The 18750-nt window shown below is 70.7% G+C and carries 18 protein-coding genes; 11 read left to right on the top strand and 7 right to left on the bottom strand.

All coding sequences use genetic code 11. From position 1 onward, the window contains the following. Window positions 1-2: 2 nt before the first annotated feature. From EDD90_RS01440 to EDD90_RS01425, 4 genes are all read left to right on the top strand, one after another. Window positions 3-320, top strand: coding sequence for a hypothetical protein (locus tag EDD90_RS01440; RefSeq protein WP_123971341.1), 318 nt, complete (start codon window positions 3-5; stop codon window positions 318-320). A gap of 108 nt (window positions 321-428) precedes the next feature. After that, complete coding sequence (locus EDD90_RS01435; RefSeq protein WP_123971340.1) at window positions 429-1817, top strand: glycoside hydrolase family 43 protein; 1389 nt, start codon at window positions 429-431, stop codon at window positions 1815-1817. 235 nt (window positions 1818-2052) lie between these two features. After that, a complete protein-coding gene (locus tag EDD90_RS01430; protein ID WP_123971339.1) occupies window positions 2053-2517 on the top strand; it encodes a hypothetical protein in 465 nt (154 codons plus the stop codon). Between the two features lie 110 nt (window positions 2518-2627). Continuing rightward, window positions 2628-3332: a class F sortase gene (locus tag EDD90_RS01425; RefSeq protein WP_123971338.1), complete on the top strand. Its 705-nt coding sequence runs from the start codon at window positions 2628-2630 to the stop codon at window positions 3330-3332. A 358-nt stretch (window positions 3333-3690) separates the two neighbouring features. Here EDD90_RS01425 and EDD90_RS01415 read toward each other — a convergent pair whose 3' ends face one another. The 4 genes from EDD90_RS01415 to EDD90_RS01400 all read right to left on the bottom strand — a co-directional run bounded on the left by EDD90_RS01415 (window position 3691) and on the right by EDD90_RS01400 (window position 9210). Then, a complete protein-coding gene (locus EDD90_RS01415; RefSeq protein WP_123971337.1) occupies window positions 3691-4698 on the bottom strand; it encodes a LacI family DNA-binding transcriptional regulator in 1008 nt (335 codons plus the stop codon). 2 nt (window positions 4699-4700) lie between these two features. Continuing rightward, window positions 4701-6026, bottom strand: coding sequence for a glycoside hydrolase family 27 protein (locus tag EDD90_RS01410; RefSeq protein ID WP_260327505.1), 1326 nt, complete (start codon window positions 6024-6026; stop codon window positions 4701-4703). Window positions 6027-6042: 16 nt separating this feature from the next. Next, entirely contained in the window at window positions 6043-7566 is a 1524-nt protein-coding gene (locus tag EDD90_RS01405) for an alpha-N-arabinofuranosidase (protein WP_123971336.1), read from the bottom strand. A gap of 198 nt (window positions 7567-7764) precedes the next feature. Further along, on the bottom strand, window positions 7765-9210 hold the full coding sequence (locus tag EDD90_RS01400; RefSeq protein ID WP_123971335.1) for a glyceraldehyde-3-phosphate dehydrogenase: 1446 nt from the start codon (window positions 9208-9210) through the stop codon (window positions 7765-7767). A gap of 174 nt (window positions 9211-9384) precedes the next feature. Between EDD90_RS01400 and EDD90_RS01395 the strand changes: the two genes are divergently transcribed. Then, complete coding sequence (locus tag EDD90_RS01395) at window positions 9385-10578, top strand: glycosyltransferase family 39 protein (RefSeq protein WP_260327504.1); 1194 nt, start codon at window positions 9385-9387, stop codon at window positions 10576-10578. On the opposite strand, the gene EDD90_RS01390 is transcribed toward EDD90_RS01395, so the two are convergent. Beyond that, entirely contained in the window at window positions 10567-11502 is a 936-nt protein-coding gene (locus EDD90_RS01390) for a LysR family transcriptional regulator (protein WP_123971334.1), read from the bottom strand. The genes EDD90_RS01395 and EDD90_RS01390 overlap by 12 nt on opposite strands. 130 nt (window positions 11503-11632) lie before the next feature. Between EDD90_RS01390 and EDD90_RS01385 the strand changes: the two genes are divergently transcribed. Next, window positions 11633-12265 carry a LysE family translocator gene (locus EDD90_RS01385; RefSeq protein WP_123971333.1) on the top strand — a complete coding sequence of 211 codons (633 nt, stop codon included), beginning with the start codon at window positions 11633-11635 and terminating at the stop codon, window positions 12263-12265. Window positions 12266-12339: 74 nt separating this feature from the next. Here EDD90_RS01385 and EDD90_RS01380 read toward each other — a convergent pair whose 3' ends face one another. Both EDD90_RS01380 and EDD90_RS01375 read right to left on the bottom strand, forming a co-directional pair. Beyond that, on the bottom strand, window positions 12340-12654 hold the full coding sequence (locus tag EDD90_RS01380) for a hypothetical protein (RefSeq protein ID WP_123971332.1): 315 nt from the start codon (window positions 12652-12654) through the stop codon (window positions 12340-12342). 171 nt (window positions 12655-12825) lie between these two features. Then, window positions 12826-13026 carry a hypothetical protein gene (locus tag EDD90_RS01375; RefSeq protein WP_123971331.1) on the bottom strand — a complete coding sequence of 67 codons (201 nt, stop codon included), beginning with the start codon at window positions 13024-13026 and terminating at the stop codon, window positions 12826-12828. A gap of 268 nt (window positions 13027-13294) precedes the next feature. Here EDD90_RS01375 and EDD90_RS01370 point away from each other — a divergent pair, with 268 nt between their 5' ends. The 5 genes from EDD90_RS01370 (at window position 13295) to EDD90_RS01350 (ending at window position 18671) form a co-directional block, all read left to right on the top strand. Then, window positions 13295-14491, top strand: coding sequence for an exo-beta-N-acetylmuramidase NamZ domain-containing protein (locus tag EDD90_RS01370; protein ID WP_123971330.1), 1197 nt, complete (start codon window positions 13295-13297; stop codon window positions 14489-14491). Between the two features lie 82 nt (window positions 14492-14573). Beyond that, the gene (locus tag EDD90_RS01365; protein WP_123971329.1) at window positions 14574-15554 is read left to right on the top strand and encodes an N-acetyltransferase; all 981 of its coding nucleotides are present in this window, start codon (window positions 14574-14576) and stop codon (window positions 15552-15554) included. After that, complete coding sequence (locus tag EDD90_RS01360) at window positions 15551-16852, top strand: ABC transporter substrate-binding protein (protein ID WP_260327502.1); 1302 nt, start codon at window positions 15551-15553, stop codon at window positions 16850-16852. Before EDD90_RS01365 ends, EDD90_RS01360 begins: the two co-directional genes overlap by 4 nt. After that, window positions 16846-17805: a carbohydrate ABC transporter permease gene (locus EDD90_RS01355; protein ID WP_123971328.1), complete on the top strand. Its 960-nt coding sequence runs from the start codon at window positions 16846-16848 to the stop codon at window positions 17803-17805. Before EDD90_RS01360 ends, EDD90_RS01355 begins: the two co-directional genes overlap by 7 nt. Then, a complete protein-coding gene (locus EDD90_RS01350; RefSeq protein WP_123971327.1) occupies window positions 17802-18671 on the top strand; it encodes a carbohydrate ABC transporter permease in 870 nt (289 codons plus the stop codon). The genes EDD90_RS01355 and EDD90_RS01350 overlap by 4 nt, the downstream gene beginning before the upstream one ends. Window positions 18672-18750: the final 79 nt, after the last annotated feature.

Raw genomic sequence — 18750 nt, 5'->3', positions numbered from 1 at the left:
CGATGAGCCGACAGCGCAGCGGTGGGGTGACCCGACGGCAGGCCCTCGGGCTGGCAGCGGCGGCGGCGCTGGAGAGCGGTCTGCCGCCGTCGCAGGCCGCGGCGAGCGGCGGCGACATTCCGCGCGACCGGTCCTTCGACGAGAGCTGGCTCTTCCTGAGGGGCGACGCCGACGGCGCGGAGAGCCCGTCGTACGACGGCAGGGCCCTGGCCGTCCTGCACCCCGGCAAACAGCCAGGTCACATCACCCTCACAGCAACGGCGCCCGGACTGAGCCCCGCGACCCTCACCCTCCCGGTGAAGAACGGGAAATCCGAGTAACTCCCTTGTTACGCAAGGATTGACGCGCCCCATGCGTCCCTCTAGTTTCTGATCGGTTTCCCGAACTGTGTCCGAAATCCCAGACATTCCCCCTCGTCTGGAGCGCACATGAACGGCACCCCCCTGTCGCGCCGTCACTTCCTCGGCATGGCCGCGACCGTCCCCATCGCCGCCACCGGCGCCCTCGCCCTCGGTGCCGGCAGCGCACAGGCCGCCACCAACTCGGCCTATGTGATGTGCTACTTCACCGAGTCCCCGGACATGCTGGCCGCCAACTACGGCCTGCACCTGGCCGTCAGCACCGACGGCCTCCAGTGGACGCCGCTCAACCAGAACGCTCCCGTCGCCACCCCCACGGCGGGCTCCCTCGGGCTGCGCGACCCGTTCATCCTGCGCAAGCAGGACGGCACCTTCGTGGTCCTCGCCACCGACCTGAACGGCACCGACTGGACCTACGTCAGCCAGTACATCCACGTCTGGGACTCCACCGACCTGCGCACCTTCACCGGCTACCGGCGGGTGAAGCTGCACGACATGGACACCCACGCCTGGGCACCGGAGGCGTTCTGGGACGCGGGCCGCGGCGAGTACGGCGTCATCTACTCCGCCGTCAACTCCAGCGGTCACAACGTCATCATGATCAACTACACCAGCGACTTCATCACCGCCGGCGACCCCCGGGTCTTCTTCGACCCCGGCTACGACGTCATCGACGGTGATCTGGCCGTCGGTGTGAACGGCGTCAACTACCTCTACTTCAAGAAGAACTCGACCCTGGTCGGCGCCCGGTCCACCTCACTGGACCCGGGCAGCTTCACCCAGTTCAGCACGGCCGTCTCGCACAACGGCACCGAGGCCCCGGAACTGGTCAAGTCCCTCACGTCCAGCTCGACCTGGTATCTGTGGGGCGACACCTGGGACCCCAACGGCGTCTTCTACGCCTGGCAGACCAGTGATCTGTCCGCCGGCACCTGGACGGCCCTCGACCAGAAGATCTACACCCAGCCGCTGAACTCCAAGCACTGCGGCATCCAGCCGATCACCTCGACCGAGTACAACAACCTCGTCGCCAAGTGGGGCACCCCCGCCTGGAACCGGCTGAAGTCCTACAACTACCCGGCCCGGTACGTCCGGCACAGCAACTTCATCGGCCGGATCGACGAGTACGCCTTCGATCCGTACACCGACGGGATGTGGACGCTGGTCCCGGGCCTGGCCGACAGCAGCGGAGTGTCCTTCCAGTCGGTCAACTACCCGACCCGCTACCTGCGCCACTACAACTACCAGCTGCAGCTCGACGTGAACGACAGCACGACGTCGTTCGCCCAGGACGCCACGTTCTACCGGACTGCCGGCCTCGCCGACTCCTCGTGGTCGTCGTTCCGGTCGTACAACTACCCGACGCGCTACATCCGCCACTCCGACTACGTGCTGCGCATCGACCCCATCTCCACCAGCACGGACCAGGCCGACGCCACGTTCTACGTCGGCTACTGACGCGACCGCGGGCCCGTCATCCGGCGACTCGCCGGTGACGGGCCCGCTCCCGCCCGAATGGCGGTGCGCCCCCGGTCGGGATTGACCCAGCCGGGCGGTGTTGGGCGTGTCGCCACCCCGGATGGGCGGCCTGAATGGTGCCGGGCGTGGTGCTGGCTGACGGTGGTTCATGTCGGGGCCGGGTCGTTTCAGCTGATGGAGTATCGGCGCCCGGCCACGGCGGAAGGACACCGAGATGCGTTCTGCCCGCATGATCCTGGCGACGACGGCCGCCACGGCCGCCCTCGCCTTCTCCGCCCCCGCCGCCCAGGCCGCGGTGGCGGGGACCTGGGACGACGGAGCCCGTGACGACTCCTCCTCCTCCTACAGCAGCGACGACAGCAAGTTCGACCCCGAGTCCTACAAGGGCGACGACAGCGAGGGGTCGGAGGACCAGGGTGGCAAGGGGGACCAGGGAGGCAAGCAAGACCAAGGGGGCAAGGGGGACCAGGGCGGGAAGGGGCAGGGCGACGACAGCCAGGGCAAGAGCAGCTCGTGGGGTGACGACGAGGAGAGCGGCAAACCGCACGGCGGCATGCACACCGGCGGCGGCGGCCTCGCCACGCCCGGGGTCACGGCCGGCGGGCTGGCCGTCCTGGGCGTAGCGGCCAGCGGCGCCTACGCGCTGCGGCGCAGGAGAGTCCCGGGGCCCGTGTCCTGATGGGCATACGCGTACGGGGGCCGCGGCGTCGCCGGCGTTCGAGCCGTCGACGGCACCGCGGCCCCCGTTCCCGCCCAACCCGCTGCCGCGACCCAGAAAGGTGACCTCCGATGGCAGCTGGCGCCTCGTCCCTGAACTCCGACGAACCGAATACGGAAGACCCGAATACGCAGGCCCCGAATCCCGATGACCCGAACGGTCCCCAACGCGGCGGACTGCTGCCCGTGTGGGGCGTGGCCGTCGTGATGCTGGCCATGGCGCTGTTCGGCGGACACGGCAAGGCCTCCGACATCGCGGGCACCATGCCGGCCGAGAGCGCCGACGCCGCCCCCTCGGCCGATCCGCGCCGGACCGGCGAGGCGCTGCCCCGGTCCACACCGACCCGTCTGATCATCCCGAAGATCTCCGTCGACGCCCCCTTCACCACCCTCACCATCGGCTCCTCGGGTCAGCTCCAGCCCCCACCGGCCGACGACATCAACCTCGTCGGCTGGTACTCCAGGGGCGTCTCGCCCGGAGAGGCGGGCACCGCGATCATCGCCGGGCACGTCGACACCAAGATCTCGGCGGCCGTCTTCGCCCGGCTGGACGAACTCGGGCGCGGCGACCGGTTCACGGTGGACCGGGCCGACGGCACGAAGGCGGACTTCGTGGTCGACGACGCCGACACCTTCGCCAAGGACGACTTCCCCAGCGAACGCGTCTACGCGGACACCCGCCGCCCCGAGGTGCGCCTGATCACCTGCGCCGGCGACTACGACCACGACGTCAAGGACTACACGGAGAATCTGGTGGTCTTCGGCCACCTCGTCTGATATCGAACGCATGATCGCGTGTCGGACGGTACAGATTGAGCCACGGCCGGGGGTGGGCAGCCATGAGCGAGGTCATGATCGCCTTGGCGCCTCCCCCCCGTATCAGGGCGCCACGGCACCGGGGACATGCTCTCCATGCTGATGGCCGCCACCGACGAGTCGACGGGGCAGCCGCTGACCGAGGACCAGATCTGCTCCGAGATCCTCACGCCGGCCGTGGCGGCACCGGGACCACGGCGTCCGTCCTGTCTTGGGTCCTCGCCGAACTCGACGAGGTGCTCGGCGACCGCCCCGTGGCCTTCGAGGACGTCACCCGGCTGCCCTGCCCGGACCGCGTGATCAAGGGCGGCCGGGCGGTTCAGCCGCCCGTCGACTCCCGCACCACCAGGCGGAAGGGACCGGCGAACTCCTCCCGCTCCGGCCCGGACCCGGCCCGGTCGATACGTGACGCCAGCAGGGCGACCGCGCGCTCGGCCATCAGGTCGTGGTCCGGGTCGACGGTGGACAGCGAGGGCACGAGGTACGCGCTCTCGTCGACATTGTCGAAGCCGATCACCCTGACCTGCTCCGGCACCCGGACCCCGGCGTCGGCGAGGGCGCGCAGTACGCCCATGGCCACCGTGTCCGTCACACAGAACGCCCCGTCGAGGAGCAGCCCGTCCGCCAGCCGCTCCCGGAGCCGGCGGGCGGCATCCTGCATGGTGAGCGACTCGACGGTCACCACCAGTTCCGGATCCGCCGCCAGCCCCGCCTCCGTGAGCGCCCGCAGATACCCGGCGTGCCGCAGGCTCGACACATCGACCTCGCCGCCCAGCCGTCCGCACACGATGGCGATCCGCCGGCAGCCCCGCTCGACGAGATGGCGTGTCGCCGCCTCGGAGGCGGCCTCGTTCGGCATGGCGACATGGTCGACGGGGCCGCCGAAGATCCGCTCGCCCAGGATCACCACCGGATGGTCGACCTCCAGCGCCTGGACGTCCGCCGGGCCCATCCCGACCGTGCTGAGGATGAGGCCGTCGTAGAGCCGGTTGCGGGACAGAGCGAGGGCCGCCAGCTCGCTCTCCCGGCGGGCCCCGGTCTGCTCGATGCTGACCCGCAGGCCGTGCCGGTCGGCGGCCGCGATGATCGAGGCGGCCAGCCGGCCGTAGTACGGGCGGTTGATCTCCGGGACGGCCAGGCCGATCGTCCCGGTGCGGCCCTTGCGCAGATTGCGGGCGGCGACGTTGACCCGGTAGTCGAGCCGGGTCATCGCCTCCAGGACGCGGTCCCGGGTGGCCGGGCGGACGTTGGGATGGCCGTTGATCACATTGGAGACGGTCATCGCCGAGACTCCCGCCGCCCTCGCCACGTCCTGGATCGTCGTCACACTCACTCCCGGCTGCCGTCCTCGCCAAGACGATAGAGGGCGGCACCATGGGCGGGCAGCTCGGCCACCAGCCGGCGGCCGTCGTGGGCGGTGTCGGTGCGGGTCCAGACCTCCCGTATCCGGTCGCCGGGTCCGGCCCCGATCGACCCCAGCGGCACCTCGAACCGGCGCTCTTCGCCCGCCAGCGAGAACACGGCCGCGTACCGGGTGCGCCCGTCGGAGTCCCCGGCGGTCCACAGCACCAGGTCCCGCTCCCGCAGCACCTCCCGGTTGCCGGTGCTGTGCCACAGGACGTCGAGCGCCTCGTCGTTGGTGAGCAGTTCGATGGTCTCGGGCGGACTGGTGGGCAGGTCGCCGCCCATCATCAGTGGCGAGCGGGAGATCAGCCAGAGGGTGAGCAGGCTGACCTGCTCGGGGCGGGTGAGACGGGAGTGACGGTCCTCGCCGCGCTCCGCACGGATACCGATGCGGCCCAGCGGCAGCATGTCGGCGTCCGCCCAGCCACACGCGGCGGAGCCGCATGTCGATACTGCGCCCTGCCAGGGTGCCCAGCGGGCCATGCGCGCGAACTGCGCCTCGACGTCCTCCCACCGGTCCCACAGGTCGTCGCACACCCGCCACATGGTGGCGTGCTCCCGCAGATGGTCCAGGCGGGCCACCGACATGTCCGTGCCGGGGGAGAGGCTGAGCTCGATGGGCCGTCCGCTGTGCTCGATGGCCCGTGCGTAGGCGGCGATCTCCCGCTCGTGGTACGGGAAGAGCATGTCGTCGGCCTTGACGAAGTCGACGCCCCAGTCCGCGAACTGGGCGACCTGTGCGTCGTAGTAGGCCTGGGCGCCGGGGTGGTCGTGGTTCAGGCCGTAGTTGTCGGAGTTCCAGGGGCACACGGAGTCGGTGTCGGCCACGTCGGCGGCCGTGAAATCCGTCCCGAACACCGGGAGTTTCGCCTCCACGGCCCGTCGGGGGATGCCCCGCATGATGTGCAGCCCGAACCGCAGGCCCATGCCGTGCACCCGCTCGGCCAGCGGCCCGAACCCGGCCCCGGCCACGGCGGAGGGGAACCTGTTCGGGGCGGGGAGCTGGCGGCCGTGGTCGTCGAGGACGAGCGGTGCGTCCGGGTTGTAGCCGTGGGCGCGGGCCGTGGGCTCGTACCACTGGATGTCGACGACCACCGTGTCCCAGCCGTGCGGCAGCAGGTGCTCGCGCATGAACTCCGCGTTGGCGAGGACCTCCCCCTCGGTGACGGTGGTGCCGTAGCAGTCCCAGCTGTTCCAGCCCATCGGCGGACGCAGGTGCCGTGCGGGCAGCGGGCGTGCGGATCGGGTCATGTGCGCACTCCTGGGGTCAGCGCTGGTCGAGGGGGGCCTGGACGGTGACGAACGAGTGGGGCGGGAGGGTGAGCTTGAGGCCGTCGGCGGTGACGGTCACACCCTCGAAGGCCCGCGGCGCCACCGCCGTGGACGCCGCGGGTGTGTTGTGGTCCTGGAGCTTGTCGGCCGTCAGGATGCGGGCGGTCGGCTCACCGAGGGTGCCGCCGCGCAGGTCGAGGGTGATATCGGCGGGTTCCCCGGCGTCCAGGTTGCTCACCGATATCAGGACCTTGCCGTCCTTGACGCTGGCGGAGGCGGAGAGGGTGTCGAGTTCGGCGTCCCCGACGCGGCGGCGGGCGCCCTCGGCGCGCAGGTGCACCGGGAGCGAAGTCGCGTCCTGGTGGCCCTTGTTCATCTCGAAGACGTGGTACGTCGGGGTCAGGACCAGGGCGTCGCCGTCGGTGAGGAGCATGGCCTGGAGCACGTTGACGGTCTGGGCGATGTTGGCCATGTGCAGGCGCGCCGCGTGCTTGTGGAAGATGTCGAAGTGGGTGCTCGCCACCAGCGCGTCCCGCAGGGTGTTCTGCTGGAAGAGGAAGCCGGGGTCGGTGCCGGGCTCCACGTCCCACCAGGTGCCCCACTCGTCCAGCACCAGGCCGACCGTGCGGCCCGGGTCGTAGACGTCCATGACGGTGGAGTGGCCGGCGAGGATGCGGTCGATGCGGCGGGCCGACAGCATCGTGCGGTAGTAGTCCTCGGCGTCGAACTCCGTGGCGCTGCCCTTGGCCTCCCAGGGGCCCGCGAGGGTGTAGTAGTGGACGGACAGGCCCTGGAAGAAGTTCTTCGGGGTGGCCTCGCAGCCGAAGCAGCTGATCTGCTGCATCAGGGTCTCGGTCCACTTGTAGTCGGCGTCGGAGGCGCCCGACGCGATGCGGTAGAGCTTGTTGTCGCCGTGGTCGCGGCAGTAGGTGGCGTACTGGCGGGCCAGGTCGGCGGAGTACTCGGCGCGCATGTTGCCGCCGCAGCCCCAGGTCTCGTTGCCGATGCCCCAGTACTTCACCCGCCAGGGCTCCTCGCGGCCGTTCTCCTTGCGCAGCCGGACCATGGGGCTGTCGCCGTCCCGGGTGAGGTACTCGACCCACTCGCTCATCTCGCGGACGGTGCCCGAGCCGACGTTGCCGCTGATGTAGGGCTCGGCGCCGAGGAGTTCGCACAGGGCCATGAACTCGTGGGTGCCGAAGTGGTTGTTCTCCTCGACGTTGCCCCAGTGGGTGTTGACCATCCGGGGGCGCTGCTCGTGCGGGCCGATGCCGTCCCGCCAGTGGTACTCGTCGGCGAAGCAGCCGCCGGGCCAGCGGAGGTTGGGGATGTCCAGGGCGCGCAGGGCTTCCACGACGTCGAGGCGGATACCGCCCTCATTGGGGACGGGGGAGTCCTCGCCGACCCAGAAGCCGCCGTAGATGCAGTGTCCGAGGTGCTCGGCGAAGTGGCCGTAGAGATGGCGGCTGATCGTCGGGCCCTCGATGTCGAGGTTGATGATCGCGGTGGCGGTGGACACGGGTGCTCCTGTCGGGATCCGGTACAGCGGGGCAGCGGTAATCAAGAGATCCTTTGTATCGATAAAAACGTTGCCATCCGTTCCGGGGGAGCGTCAAGGGTGCGGTGCGGGCGGGAAGGCGGGGGGAAAGCGGGCGCGAAAAGCGGACGGCTCACCTCCCCTCTGAGGCAAGGGAGGTGAGCCGGGTGAGCGAGGAGATCAGACCGCCGGGGACGGGAACGTCGGGTACTCCACGCCCGAGACGTGCTGCACGACCCGGACCACCTGGCAGGAGTAGCCGAACTCGTTGTCGTACCAGAGGTAGAGGATCGCGTTGTCGCCCTCCACCTTCAGCGCGCCGGCGTCGACGATCGACGCGTGCCGCGAACCGATGAAGTCGCTGGAGACCGCGTCGGGAGCGGTGATGAAGTCGATCTGGCGCTTCAGCGGCGAGGTCAGCGACACCTCGCGGAGGTAGTCGAGGACCTCCTCTCGGGAGGCCTCGCGGGCCAGCTGGAGGTTGAGGATCGCGATCGACACGTCCGGCACCGGCACCCGGATCGAGCTGCCGGTGATCCGCGCCTTGAGGTCGGGCAGTGCCTTGGCGACGGCGGAGGCGGCACCCGTCTCGGTGATCACCATGTTGAGCGGCGCGGACCGGCCGCGACGCTCGGACTTGTGGTAGTTGTCCAGCAGGTTCTGGTCGTTGGTGAACGAGTGGACCGTCTCCACGTGCCCGCGCAGCACCCCGTACTCGTCGGCCATCGCCTTCAGCGGCGGCACGATCGCGTTGGTGGTGCAGGACGCGCAGGACAGGATCTGCTCGTCCGGCTTGATCGTGTCGTGGTTGACGCCGTGCACGATGTTCGGGACGTCGCCCTTGCCGGGCGCGGTCAGGACGACCTTCTCGATGCCCGGGCGCAGGTGGTTCGACAGGCCCTCGCGGTCGCGCCACTTGCCCGTGTTGTCGATGAGGATGGCGTCCCGGATGCCGTACTCCGTGTAGTCCACGGCGGACGGGTCGTCGGCGTAGATCACCTTGATCTCGTTGCCGTTGGCGAGGATCGTGCTGTTCTCCTCGTCGACGGTGATCGTGCCCTGGAACTGGCCGTGGATCGAATCGCGGCGCAGCAGCGAGGCGCGCTTGACGATGTCCTCGCCGCCGCCACCGCGCACCACGATGGCCCGCAGCCGGAGGCCGTTGCCGGAGCCGGACTTCTCGATGAGCAGCCGGGCGACCAGGCGGCCGATGCGGCCGAAGCCGTACAGGACGACGTCCCGCGGCTCCCGCTGCTCGATCTTGTTGGCGCCGGTGGCCCCGGCGACCGCCTCCGCGGTGAACGCCTCGACGCTCAGGCCCCGGTCGTCCGCCTTGTGGGTGGCGGCGAGCATGCCGATGTCGATCTGGGACGGGCCGAGGTCCAGTGTGGTGAGCGCCTGGAGGAAGGGCATCGTCTCGGTGACCGAGAGCTCGGCGCCGTCGATCTGGCGGGCGAAGCGGTGGGTCTTGAGGATGCTGACCACCGACTTGTTCACCAGGGAGCGGCTGTGGAGGAGGACCGTCACGTCCCGCTCCCGGTGCAGCTTCCCGATGATCGGGATCATCGACTCCGCGATCTCCTCGCGATTCTTCCAGTTGGTGAACGAGTCGTCGTTGACAGTCACAGATCCATCTCTCGATCGAGCTAGGTGGCGCTCATATGCTAAACCGGGGGGTGAATGATCGATCAAGGGGGTCCCTATGTGATGCGGGTCGCGTGGGTCTGAACCGGTGCGGAAGACCGCGAGAATCGCCGGTGTCGCGTTGCGCGACCGCTTCTCCCTGCCGATGGTCGGAACGTGAGCACGTCCTCCGTTCCGCGGCCCGAGTCGCCCGCGAAGTTCACTCCCGACCGCCCGGCGGTCGTCCGCCGCCCCCCTGCCGGCCTGCTGCCCGCCCTCGCGCTGTTCACGGCGGTGCGGCTCGCCGGGGTGGCCGTCGTCGTCGTGGCCAACCACGCCATGGGACACCCGCTGGTCAAGAACCTGGCCCACCTCTGGGACGCCCGCTGGTACCTGCACATCGCCGCGCACGGCTACGGGGACCTCATCACGATCACCCGCAGGGGAGCCGTACAGACCGACTGGGCGTTCTTCCCGCTCTACCCCGGGCTCGTGCGCGCCCTGACGACGGTCCTGCCGCTCACTCCGGGCAAGGCCGCACTGGCCGTCGCCTGGACCGCCGCCGTCGTCGCCGCGTGGGGCGTCTACCGGATCGGCGATCACCTGTACGGCCGATCCGTGGCCACCGCGCTCGTCGCCCTGTGGGCCGTACTCCCCCAGTCGGTCGAACTCACCGTCGCCTACACCGAGTCCCTCTTCTCCGCCCTCGCGGCCTGGTCCCTCTACTGCGTGCTCAGAGGCCGCTGGCTGTGGGCCGGCGTACTGGCCACGCTGGCGGGGCTCTCGCGTCCGAGCGGCTTCGCGGTCGCGGCGGCCGTGCTGGTCGCGGGCGCGTACGAAGCGGTACGGCGGCGCGGGCGCGTCCCGGCCGGGCTGTGGGCGGGATGTCTGCTGGCCCCGCTCGGCTGGCTCGGCTACGTCCTGTGGGTGGGGCAACGGACGGGCAGCCTGCTGCACGGCTACTTCAAGGTGCAGAGCGCCTGGGACTCCCGCTTCGACTTCGGCCGGGGATCCCTGCTCCTCCTCAAGAGCCTGCTGCTGCACGGCGGCGCCTTCGTCTACGCGGCGTCCCTGGTGATCGTCGCCGTGGGGATCCTGCTGTTCTGCCTGCTCTGTCTGGACCGGGCCCCGCTGGCCCTGGTGGTCTTCGCGGGCGTCCTGCTCCTGGTGGTCCTGGGCGGCTCGGGCTCCTTCTCCTCCAAGCCCCGCTTCCTGCTCCCCGCCTTCCCCCTGCTCATCCCCCTCGCCCAGGCCCTGGTCAGGAGCTGGCGCAGCCGACCGGCCCAGGCCGTGGTCGTCCTCGGCGCGCTCACCGCGGTCTCGATGCTGTTCGGGGCGTATGTCGTGGCGGTCGCCCGGTCACCCCTGTGACGGCCAGGTGTCCCTCAGGTCGGCGGCCACGTCGAGGAGCAGGTCCCGGAAGACGTCCGCCAGCGGGGTGAGGGCGGTGTCTGACCTGGTCACGGCGTGCAGGTCGCGGTGGAGCGGCGGGTCGGCGAGCGGGCGGTGCGTGGTGCCGGGGGCCCGGGTGAGGGCCAGCCGGGAGACGAGGGCGACGCCGATGCCGGTTCCGACGAGCGCCTGGGCGAGGTCGTACGAAGCCGTCTGGAAGCGGATCCGGGGAGTGAAACCGGCGCTGTTCGCCGCCCGGTCGAGCTGCTCGCGGGCGGCGTGTCCGGCCAGGATGGTCACCCAGGACTCGTCGCGGAGCTGCTCCAGGCGCAGGGGTGTGCCGGCGGGGGACCCGGTGACCAGCGGGTGGTCGTCGGGCAGGACGATGACCATCGGGTCCCGCAGCAGTGTGTGCACGGCGATGTGCGGGGAGGGTTCCGGGGGCAGGGCCCAGGAGGCGATCACCGCGACGTCGAGCTCGCCCGCCGCGACCCGTTCCACGCCGCGGTCGGACAGCAGGTCCTCCACCGACACGTCCGCCTGCGGACAGCGGTGGCGCAGCGCGGTCAGGGCAGGCGGGAGCAGATGCAGCCCGGCGGCCAGGAAGGCGCCGACCCGCAGGCGCAGCGACAGACGGCCGAGGAGCGCGGCGAGCCGCTCACCGGCCAGTTCCGTCTGCTCGTCGATGACCCGGCCGTGCTCCGCGAGCAGCGCCCCGGCCGGTGTGAGCGACGCCCCGCGCGGCCCGCGCACCACCAGCGGCGCGTTCCAGTCCCGCTCAGCCCGGGCCACCTGCTGGGTCACCGCGGCCGGGGTCACACCGAGGGCGTGGGCGGCGCCGGTCAGCGAGCCATGACGGTCGATCATGGCGAGCAGACGCAGCTGCCCGGGATCCGAGGTCATCACTAAAACATCTTAATGCTGACCTGCATAGCTCTAACTTCTCTTCACGCGCGGCCCGCGCCAGCCTGGTGACGGATCATCCACCCGCACCAGATCGTCCCCCCGCACCAGGAAGAAGGTCGGCCGCGCCGTGCCCATCCATCTGCCCCTCTTCGTGATCACCACCTGGCTGCTGGCCATGCTCCCGGGCGCCGGGCAGGCCCTCATGATCCGGCAGACCCTGGAGTTCGGCCCCCGGCCCGCCAGGGTCACGATCGCCAGCAACGCCACCGGACTGCTCGTCTGGTCGACCGCCGCCGCGGTGGGCCTCTCCGCGGTGCTCCTCGCCAACCCGCACGCCTATCTGCTGGTGCGGCTCGCGGGCGGAGCGGTGCTGCTGGTGCTGGGAGTCAACACCCTCAGGTCCGCGGCGAGGCAGTGCGCCCCCTCGGCCTCCGGCCCGGGGGCCACGACAGCGGGTCCCGCCGGACTCCGGGGTGCGTACGGCGCCGGACTCGGTACGGCGCTGGGCAACCCGAAAGCCGGTGTCTTCGCCGTCTCGGTGCTGCCCCAGTTCGTCACGACGGACGGTCCCGTGCTCCTGAGCACCATCGCGCTGGGTGCCCTCTGGGCCCTCGTCAACGTCTGCTGGTACCTGCTCTTCACCTGGGCCGTCGGTCGGGGCCGGGCCCTGGTGTCCCGCCCGGCGGTGCGGCGCGGGCTGAACATCGTCACCGGCGTGGTGCTGTGCGCACTGGGCGTCGCGGTGGCCGGGGGAGTCTGACCGGCCCGGGCGAAGACCGGTGGCGCCGAACACCACGACGTGTTCGGCGCCACCGAGGCTGTACGGCCGTCGGCCTAGCGGGGGTTGAAGACCACGCTGGCGAAGCGGACGCTCCCGGGCGCCGAGTGCCCGGGAGCGAGCCGGCGAGCGGTGCCCTTGCACTTCTGCTTGCTGTAGACGACGAGCGCCTTCTTCGTCGCGTTCTGCGGCCCGCGCGCCTCCTGCGCCATGTCGAGGCACTTGCGGTCCGGCGGGTTCTGGATGGCGTACGCCGTGCCCTTCGGCCCCACCCAGACGAACGAACCCTGGGCGGCGGACGCCGGACCCATGGTGATGACGGCTAGGGCGAGCCCGCCGAGAGTGACGGCGAGCGGACGGCTGAGACGCATCGTGATGTCCTTCGTGAGCGATGAAAACGGTGACGACGGGCACGGGGGAAACACCGAGGCCCGATGCCATCACACACCGTCACCACGTCCCGACGCCCCGTCGACACGGAAACGTCCCACGTCCGGGCGACAACCGTCGGCGTGTCGTGACGCTCAGGCCCGGCCCGGCACTCATACGAGTGCCATGACCAACGCGACCGCGACGGTGAGCGCCGACAGACCGACCATCGCGGTCCGCCACGGGAAGCCGGTAGGCGGGACCGGGACCGGGGTCGGGGGCGCCGGGTCGGGGGCGCTCTCAGCCAGATGGGGGCTGTCCAGCCAGTAGGCGTCGGACAACTGGACGAAGGAAGGGGTGTCGCTGAGGCCCATGCCTGTTTCAACGTCCCCGCCTCGGACGGGAGTCGGAGCGACCGGCGCCGTCACACCTTCGGGGCACCCGGCCCGCGAAGGATCACTCCGCGGGGTGGGCCGCGGCTTCGGGGAAGCCCGAACATCCTTGCGGGGACGGAACGTGCCCGGCTGTGCGGGTGACACATACGGCAAGCGATCGGTCGGCGATTCATTACGGGAATTCCGGGACCAAAGAGTAAGTTCCCGACCATTGCTGAGAAGGTGTCACCGGCAGACGGGGCAAGGCATGAGCACGGACGACCGCGGCGCGGTGACGACCGGGATCGCGCGGCTGCACGCGGCGCCCGGGCTCGCCGGGCCCGGCCGGTTCGGACTGGTGACCAACCACACCGGCGTCCTTCCCGACCTGCGCCCGGCCGCGCCCGCGCTGCTCGACGCCGGAGCCCGGCTGGCCGCCCTCTTCGGCCCCGAGCACGGACTGCACGGCACCGCCCGGGCCGGAGCGGGCGAGGCCGCCGGGACGGATCCCGACACCGGCCTCCCGGTGTACGACACCTACCGGTGCAGCGGTGAGCGGCTCGACAAAGTGCTGATCGACAGCGGCGTCGACGCCCTGGTGTACGACCTGCAGGACATCGGGGCCAGGTTCTACACCTACGTGTGGACCATGTTCGACCTCATGGTCTCGGCGGCCCGTACCGGCATCCGGTTCCTGGTCACCGACCGGCCCAACCCGCTCGGCGGACTCGTCTGCGAGGGCCCCCTGCTCGACCCGGTGTGGGCCAGTTTCGTCGGGCGCGCTCCGATCCCCGTCCGGCACGGCCTCACGTGCGGTGAACTCGCCCGGCACCTCAACTCCTCGGCCGTGCCCCGAGCGGCGGGCAGGGCCGCCGATCTGACGGTGATCGAGATGGCCGGCTGGCGGCGCGCCATGGACGCGGCGGCCACCGGCCTGCCGTGGATCGCGCCCTCGCCCAACATTCCGACGCCCGCCACGGCCGCCGTCTACCCGGGCACCTGCCTCTTCGAAGGGACGAACCTCTCGGAGGGCCGGGGCACCACACAGCCCTTCGAGATCGTCGGCGCCCCGTACATCGACGCCCGGTTCGCTCCCGCACTGGCCGAACTCGCCCTGCCCGGAGTGCACTTCCGTGATCTGCGGTACCGGCCGGCCTTCCACAAGCACGCCGGGCGGCCGCTGCGCGGGGTACAGCTCCACATCACCGACCGCGAGGCGTTCATGCCCGTACGCACCGCCGTCGCCATGCTCGCCATGCTACGGCGGCTCCACCCGGACGACTTCGCCTGGCACACCGCCGACGAGGGCGCCGAGGACACCGGCCACCGGCACTTCGTCGACCTGCTGTGGGGCTCCGACCGGTTGCGGCGCGCCGTGGACGCGGGCGACGACCTGCTGCCGCTCTGCGAACCGCCGGCCCCGCCCGGCCGGTGGGCCGGCGACGACGTCCTGCTCTACGCCTGAGACGTGCCGCACCACCTGCCGCGAGATCTGCCGCAAGCCCTGCCGCAAGATCTGCCGTACGCCCGGAAGGACGACCCCGCCGATGACCGACCGCACGACGACAACCCGGCCGGGGATCCGTGGCTTCCGCGCGGGCGACGGTCCGGGGGTGGTGGAGGCGTGGCGCCGGAGCGCGCCGGCCGATCCCATCACCCCGGACCGCTTCCGTTCCCTGGTGCTGCTCGACCCCAACTTCGACCCGGAGGGGCTGCGGATCGCCGTCGACGGTGACCGTGTCGTCGGTGCCGCCTACGCGGTGCGCCGGCTGACGCCGCTGGCCGGCACCGACCTGGAGCCGGAGCAGGGCTGGATCCCGTTCTTCTTCGTCGACCCGGCGGCCCGCGGACGCGGTCTCGGCCGACTGCTGCTGACCGAGGCCCTGGAGTGGCTGCGCGGCCACGGCCGTACCCGGGTGGACTTCTCCTCGTACACCCCGAACTACGTCTTTCCCGGTCTCGACGCCGAGGCGTACCCGGAGGCGGCCGGACTCCTCGACTCGCTGGGCTTTCGCACGCTGTACGAGGCGGCGGCGATGGACCGTGTGCTGACCGGCTACCGTTTCCCGGACGCCGTCGCCCGCCGCCTGGACGAACTGACCGCGCGGGGCTACCGGTTCGCCACCCCGTCCGACGACGACCTGGTCGATCTCCTCGCCCTCGCCGGGAGCCGTTTCGGCCCGGACTGGGCGTGCACGATCCGCGCGTGTCTGACGGCGGGCACACCGCTCGACCGAATCGTCACGGCCCGGGACCCCGAGCGCCGCATGGTCGGCTGGGCGATGCACGGCGCCTTCGACTCGGTGGACGAGAGGTTCGGCCCGATCGGGGTGCTGGAGGAGCTGCGCGGCACCGGACTCGGCGAAGTCCTCCTCCACCTGGTCCTGCAGCGGATGCGGGCCCTGCGCGCCCACTCCGCGTGGTTCCTGTGGACCGGCGCACAGTCCCCGGCCGGCCACCTGTACCGCAAGACCGGCTTCACCACGACCCGGGTGTTCCGCGTGCTGCGCCGGGAGACCGACCGGTGAAGCCGGCACTGAGCCGCCGTCACTTCGCGCTCGCGCTGCCCTCGGCGCTGCTCGTCTCCGGCTGCGCCGCACCGCACCGGGGCACCGGGCGGCCCAGGGACCCGATCGTCCTCACCCTGCTTTCCCACTACGCGAGCGGGGAGCTCAAGACCGCCCTGCAGGGCCCGGTCGACGAGTGGAACGCCCTGCACGACCGGGTCAAGGTGCAGACGAAAGCCGTCGAGTTCACGGACCTGCTGACCACGTTCATGGTCCGGCAGGCCGCGGGCCAGGGCGCCGACATCCTCCATCCCTACTGCCTCTGGAACGGCCAGCTCGTCCAGGCAGGCGTCCTGCGGCCCGCCCCGCCCGAGCACGCCGAGGAGATCAGGCGGGGCTACGGCACGGCCGCGGTCGGTTCCGCCACGGTCGACGGCAACGTCTACGGCTACCCCACCGAGATGCAGACCTACGCCCTCTACTACAACAAGCGGCTGCTGCGCGAGGCCGGCGTCGACCGCCCTCCGCGCACCTGGCGGGAGCTGGAGGACGCGGCGTACCGCACCGCAAGGCGGGACGGCTACGGCAACGCGCTGGTCCAGGGGTTCGGGCTGTCGACCTTCGACGACTCCACCACCGTCGGCCAGACCCTCGCGCTGCTCAACGCCGCCGGCGGGCGGTTCGTCTCGGCGGACGGCAGACGCACCGCCATCGACTCGCCGGCCGGCCGGGCCGTGTTCGATCTGGAGCGCCGCCTGGTCGCCAAGGGCGCGAGCGACCCCGGCGTCAACGTGTACAACGCGTTCGCGTCCGGGCAGGTCGCCATGGTGATCAGCGCCGGCTGGTGGACCGCGAACCTGAAGGCCCTGATGGGCAAGGGCTACCGTGACGTCGGCGTGGCGCCGGTGCCCCTCCCCGAGGCGGGCGGCAGGCGCGCCACCCTCTCCACCGGCTTCATGCTCGGGGTCAACACGGCCAGCGAATGCCCGCGCGAGGCCTGGGAGTTCCTGCGCTGGCTCAACACCGAGAAGGTGCGCGGCGCGACCCGGATGAGCGCACTGCAGGTGTCGGTCGGCTCCCTGACCGGCCGTGCCGACGACATGCGGACGCTCCTCGGCGCAGGCGGCGATCCCAATCTCCACCCTTTCCTGGACGCGCTGGCCTACGCGGTGCCGGAGCCGAACGTGCCCGGCGCACAGCAGGCCAAGTCGCTGCTCCGCAAGAACATCGAGGCGTTGTGGACCGGCCAGCAGTCGGTCGACGAGGCCCTGCGCACCACCCGCCGCCAGGTCGACCAGGAGGTGTCCCTGTCATGGTGAACGCCACCCTGGCACCGGAGGCGACCGAGCGGGCGGCGCGCGACAGGTCCGCCGCCGGCGTCCGCGGCCGTGCCCGGCACCGGCGCCGCCAGGCCGTCGTCGCCTACCTCTTCCTGGCGCCGACGCTGCTGTTCTACGCCGTCTTCCTCCTCCTGCCGCTCGGCTTCGCGCTCCTGCTGTCGATGTCCCGCTGGGCCGGGTTCGACCTCGGCGACATCGAGCCGGTCGGCCTGGACAACTTCGCCGGTCTGTTCGCGGACGGCTCGACGTTCCTGGCGCCGATCCTCACCAACACGCTGCTGTTCGCCCTCGGCACGGTGGTGCTCGCGCTCGCCGGCTCCGTGCTCGTCGCCACCTGCATCGACAAGCTCCGCTTCCAGGGCCTGTGGCGCACCCTGTACTTCCTGCCGATCGTCACGACCGTCGTCGCCGTCGGGAACGTCTGGAAGTACATGTACGAGCCGGGCGGCCTCGTCAACGGTGTCCTCAACACCCTCGGCCTCGGCTCGGTGGCGTTCCTCCAGGACCCGGACACCGCGCTGCCCGCGGTCGTGGTCGTGCAGGCCTGGGCGTCGGTCGGCTCGGCGATCCTCGTGCTGACCGCCGGGCTGAAGTCCATCCCCGAGTCGTACTACGAGGCCGCCGCGCTCGACGGGGCCGGAGCCGTCACCGTCTTCTGGAGGATCACCCTGCCGCTGCTGCGGCCGTCCCTGCTGTTCGTGTGCATCACCCAGTTCCTCACCGGACTGCAGTCGTTCGCGCTGATCATCGTGATGACCAGGGGCGGACCGGGCGACGCGACGAACGTGGCCGCGCTCGAGATGTACCGGCAGGCCTTCTCCTACGGCGACTGGGGCGCCGCGAGCGCCGCCGCCTTCGTGCTGTTCACGGTGGTCCTCGCGGTCACCCTGGTCCAGTTGTGGCTCTTCCGGCGCAAGGGGGAGGACGCGTGATCCGCCGCCGTTTCCCGTGGCTGTCGTACCTGCTGGTCGTCACCGGCGCCGTGCTCACGGTGGTGCCTTTCCTCGACATGGTGATGACGTCCTTCAAAGGACCCGACGAGGCCGGCACGCTGCCGTACCGCTTCCTGCCGAAGGCGTTCGACCTGTCCAACTACCGGGCGGCGATCCAGCAGCTCGATCTGCCGGTGCTCTTCCGCAACAGCGTCGTCGCCACGGCCTTGATCACCGGCTCGGTGCTGCTCACGTCGTCCCTCGCGGGCTACGCGCTCGCCAAACTCCGCTTCCCCGGACGGGACTTCGTCTTCCGTCTCGTCCTGTCGACGATGATGTTCCCGCCGTTCCTCTTTTTCATCCCGCACTTCCTGATCCTGGTGCACTGGCCGCTCGCGGGCGGCAACGACCTGCTCGGGCGCGGCGGCGCGGGCCTGACCGTGAGCATCGTGGCGCTCGCCATGCCGTTCCTGGTCAGCAGTTTCGGGATCTTCCTGACGCGCCAGTTCATGATCTCCATCCCCGACGAGGTCCTGGAGGCCGCGCGCATCGACGGCGCCGGGGAGTTCGCGGTGTGGTGGCGGATCGTCGTCCCGCAGACCAGGCCGGTCCTGGTCACGCTCGGCCTGCTGACCTTCGTCGACGCATGGAACGAGTACATCTGGGCGCTGCTGATCTCGACCGCGAACCCGGAGGTGATGACCCTGCCCGTCGGCATCCAGTTCCTGCAGGACTACGTCGATCCGACCCGCACGCTGCCCATCGTGATGGCCGGGCTGGTGCTGAGCATCCTGCCGGTCCTGGTCCTCTTCCTGCTGCTGCAGAAGCACTACATCCGGGGCGTCATGCTCAGCGGCCTCAAGTAGTCGCCGACTCTTGGTCTGAACCATTGACATGTACGTGAACCCGGGCCTTCAATGCAGCACACGTGTACATGTCACTCAG

The sequence above is a fragment of the Streptomyces sp. Ag109_O5-1 genome, assembly GCF_003814875.1.
In the GTDB taxonomy this organism is placed as follows: Bacteria; Actinomycetota; Actinomycetes; order Streptomycetales; family Streptomycetaceae; genus Streptomyces; species Streptomyces sasae.
This window is presented reverse-complemented; position numbering and strand designations above follow the sequence as displayed.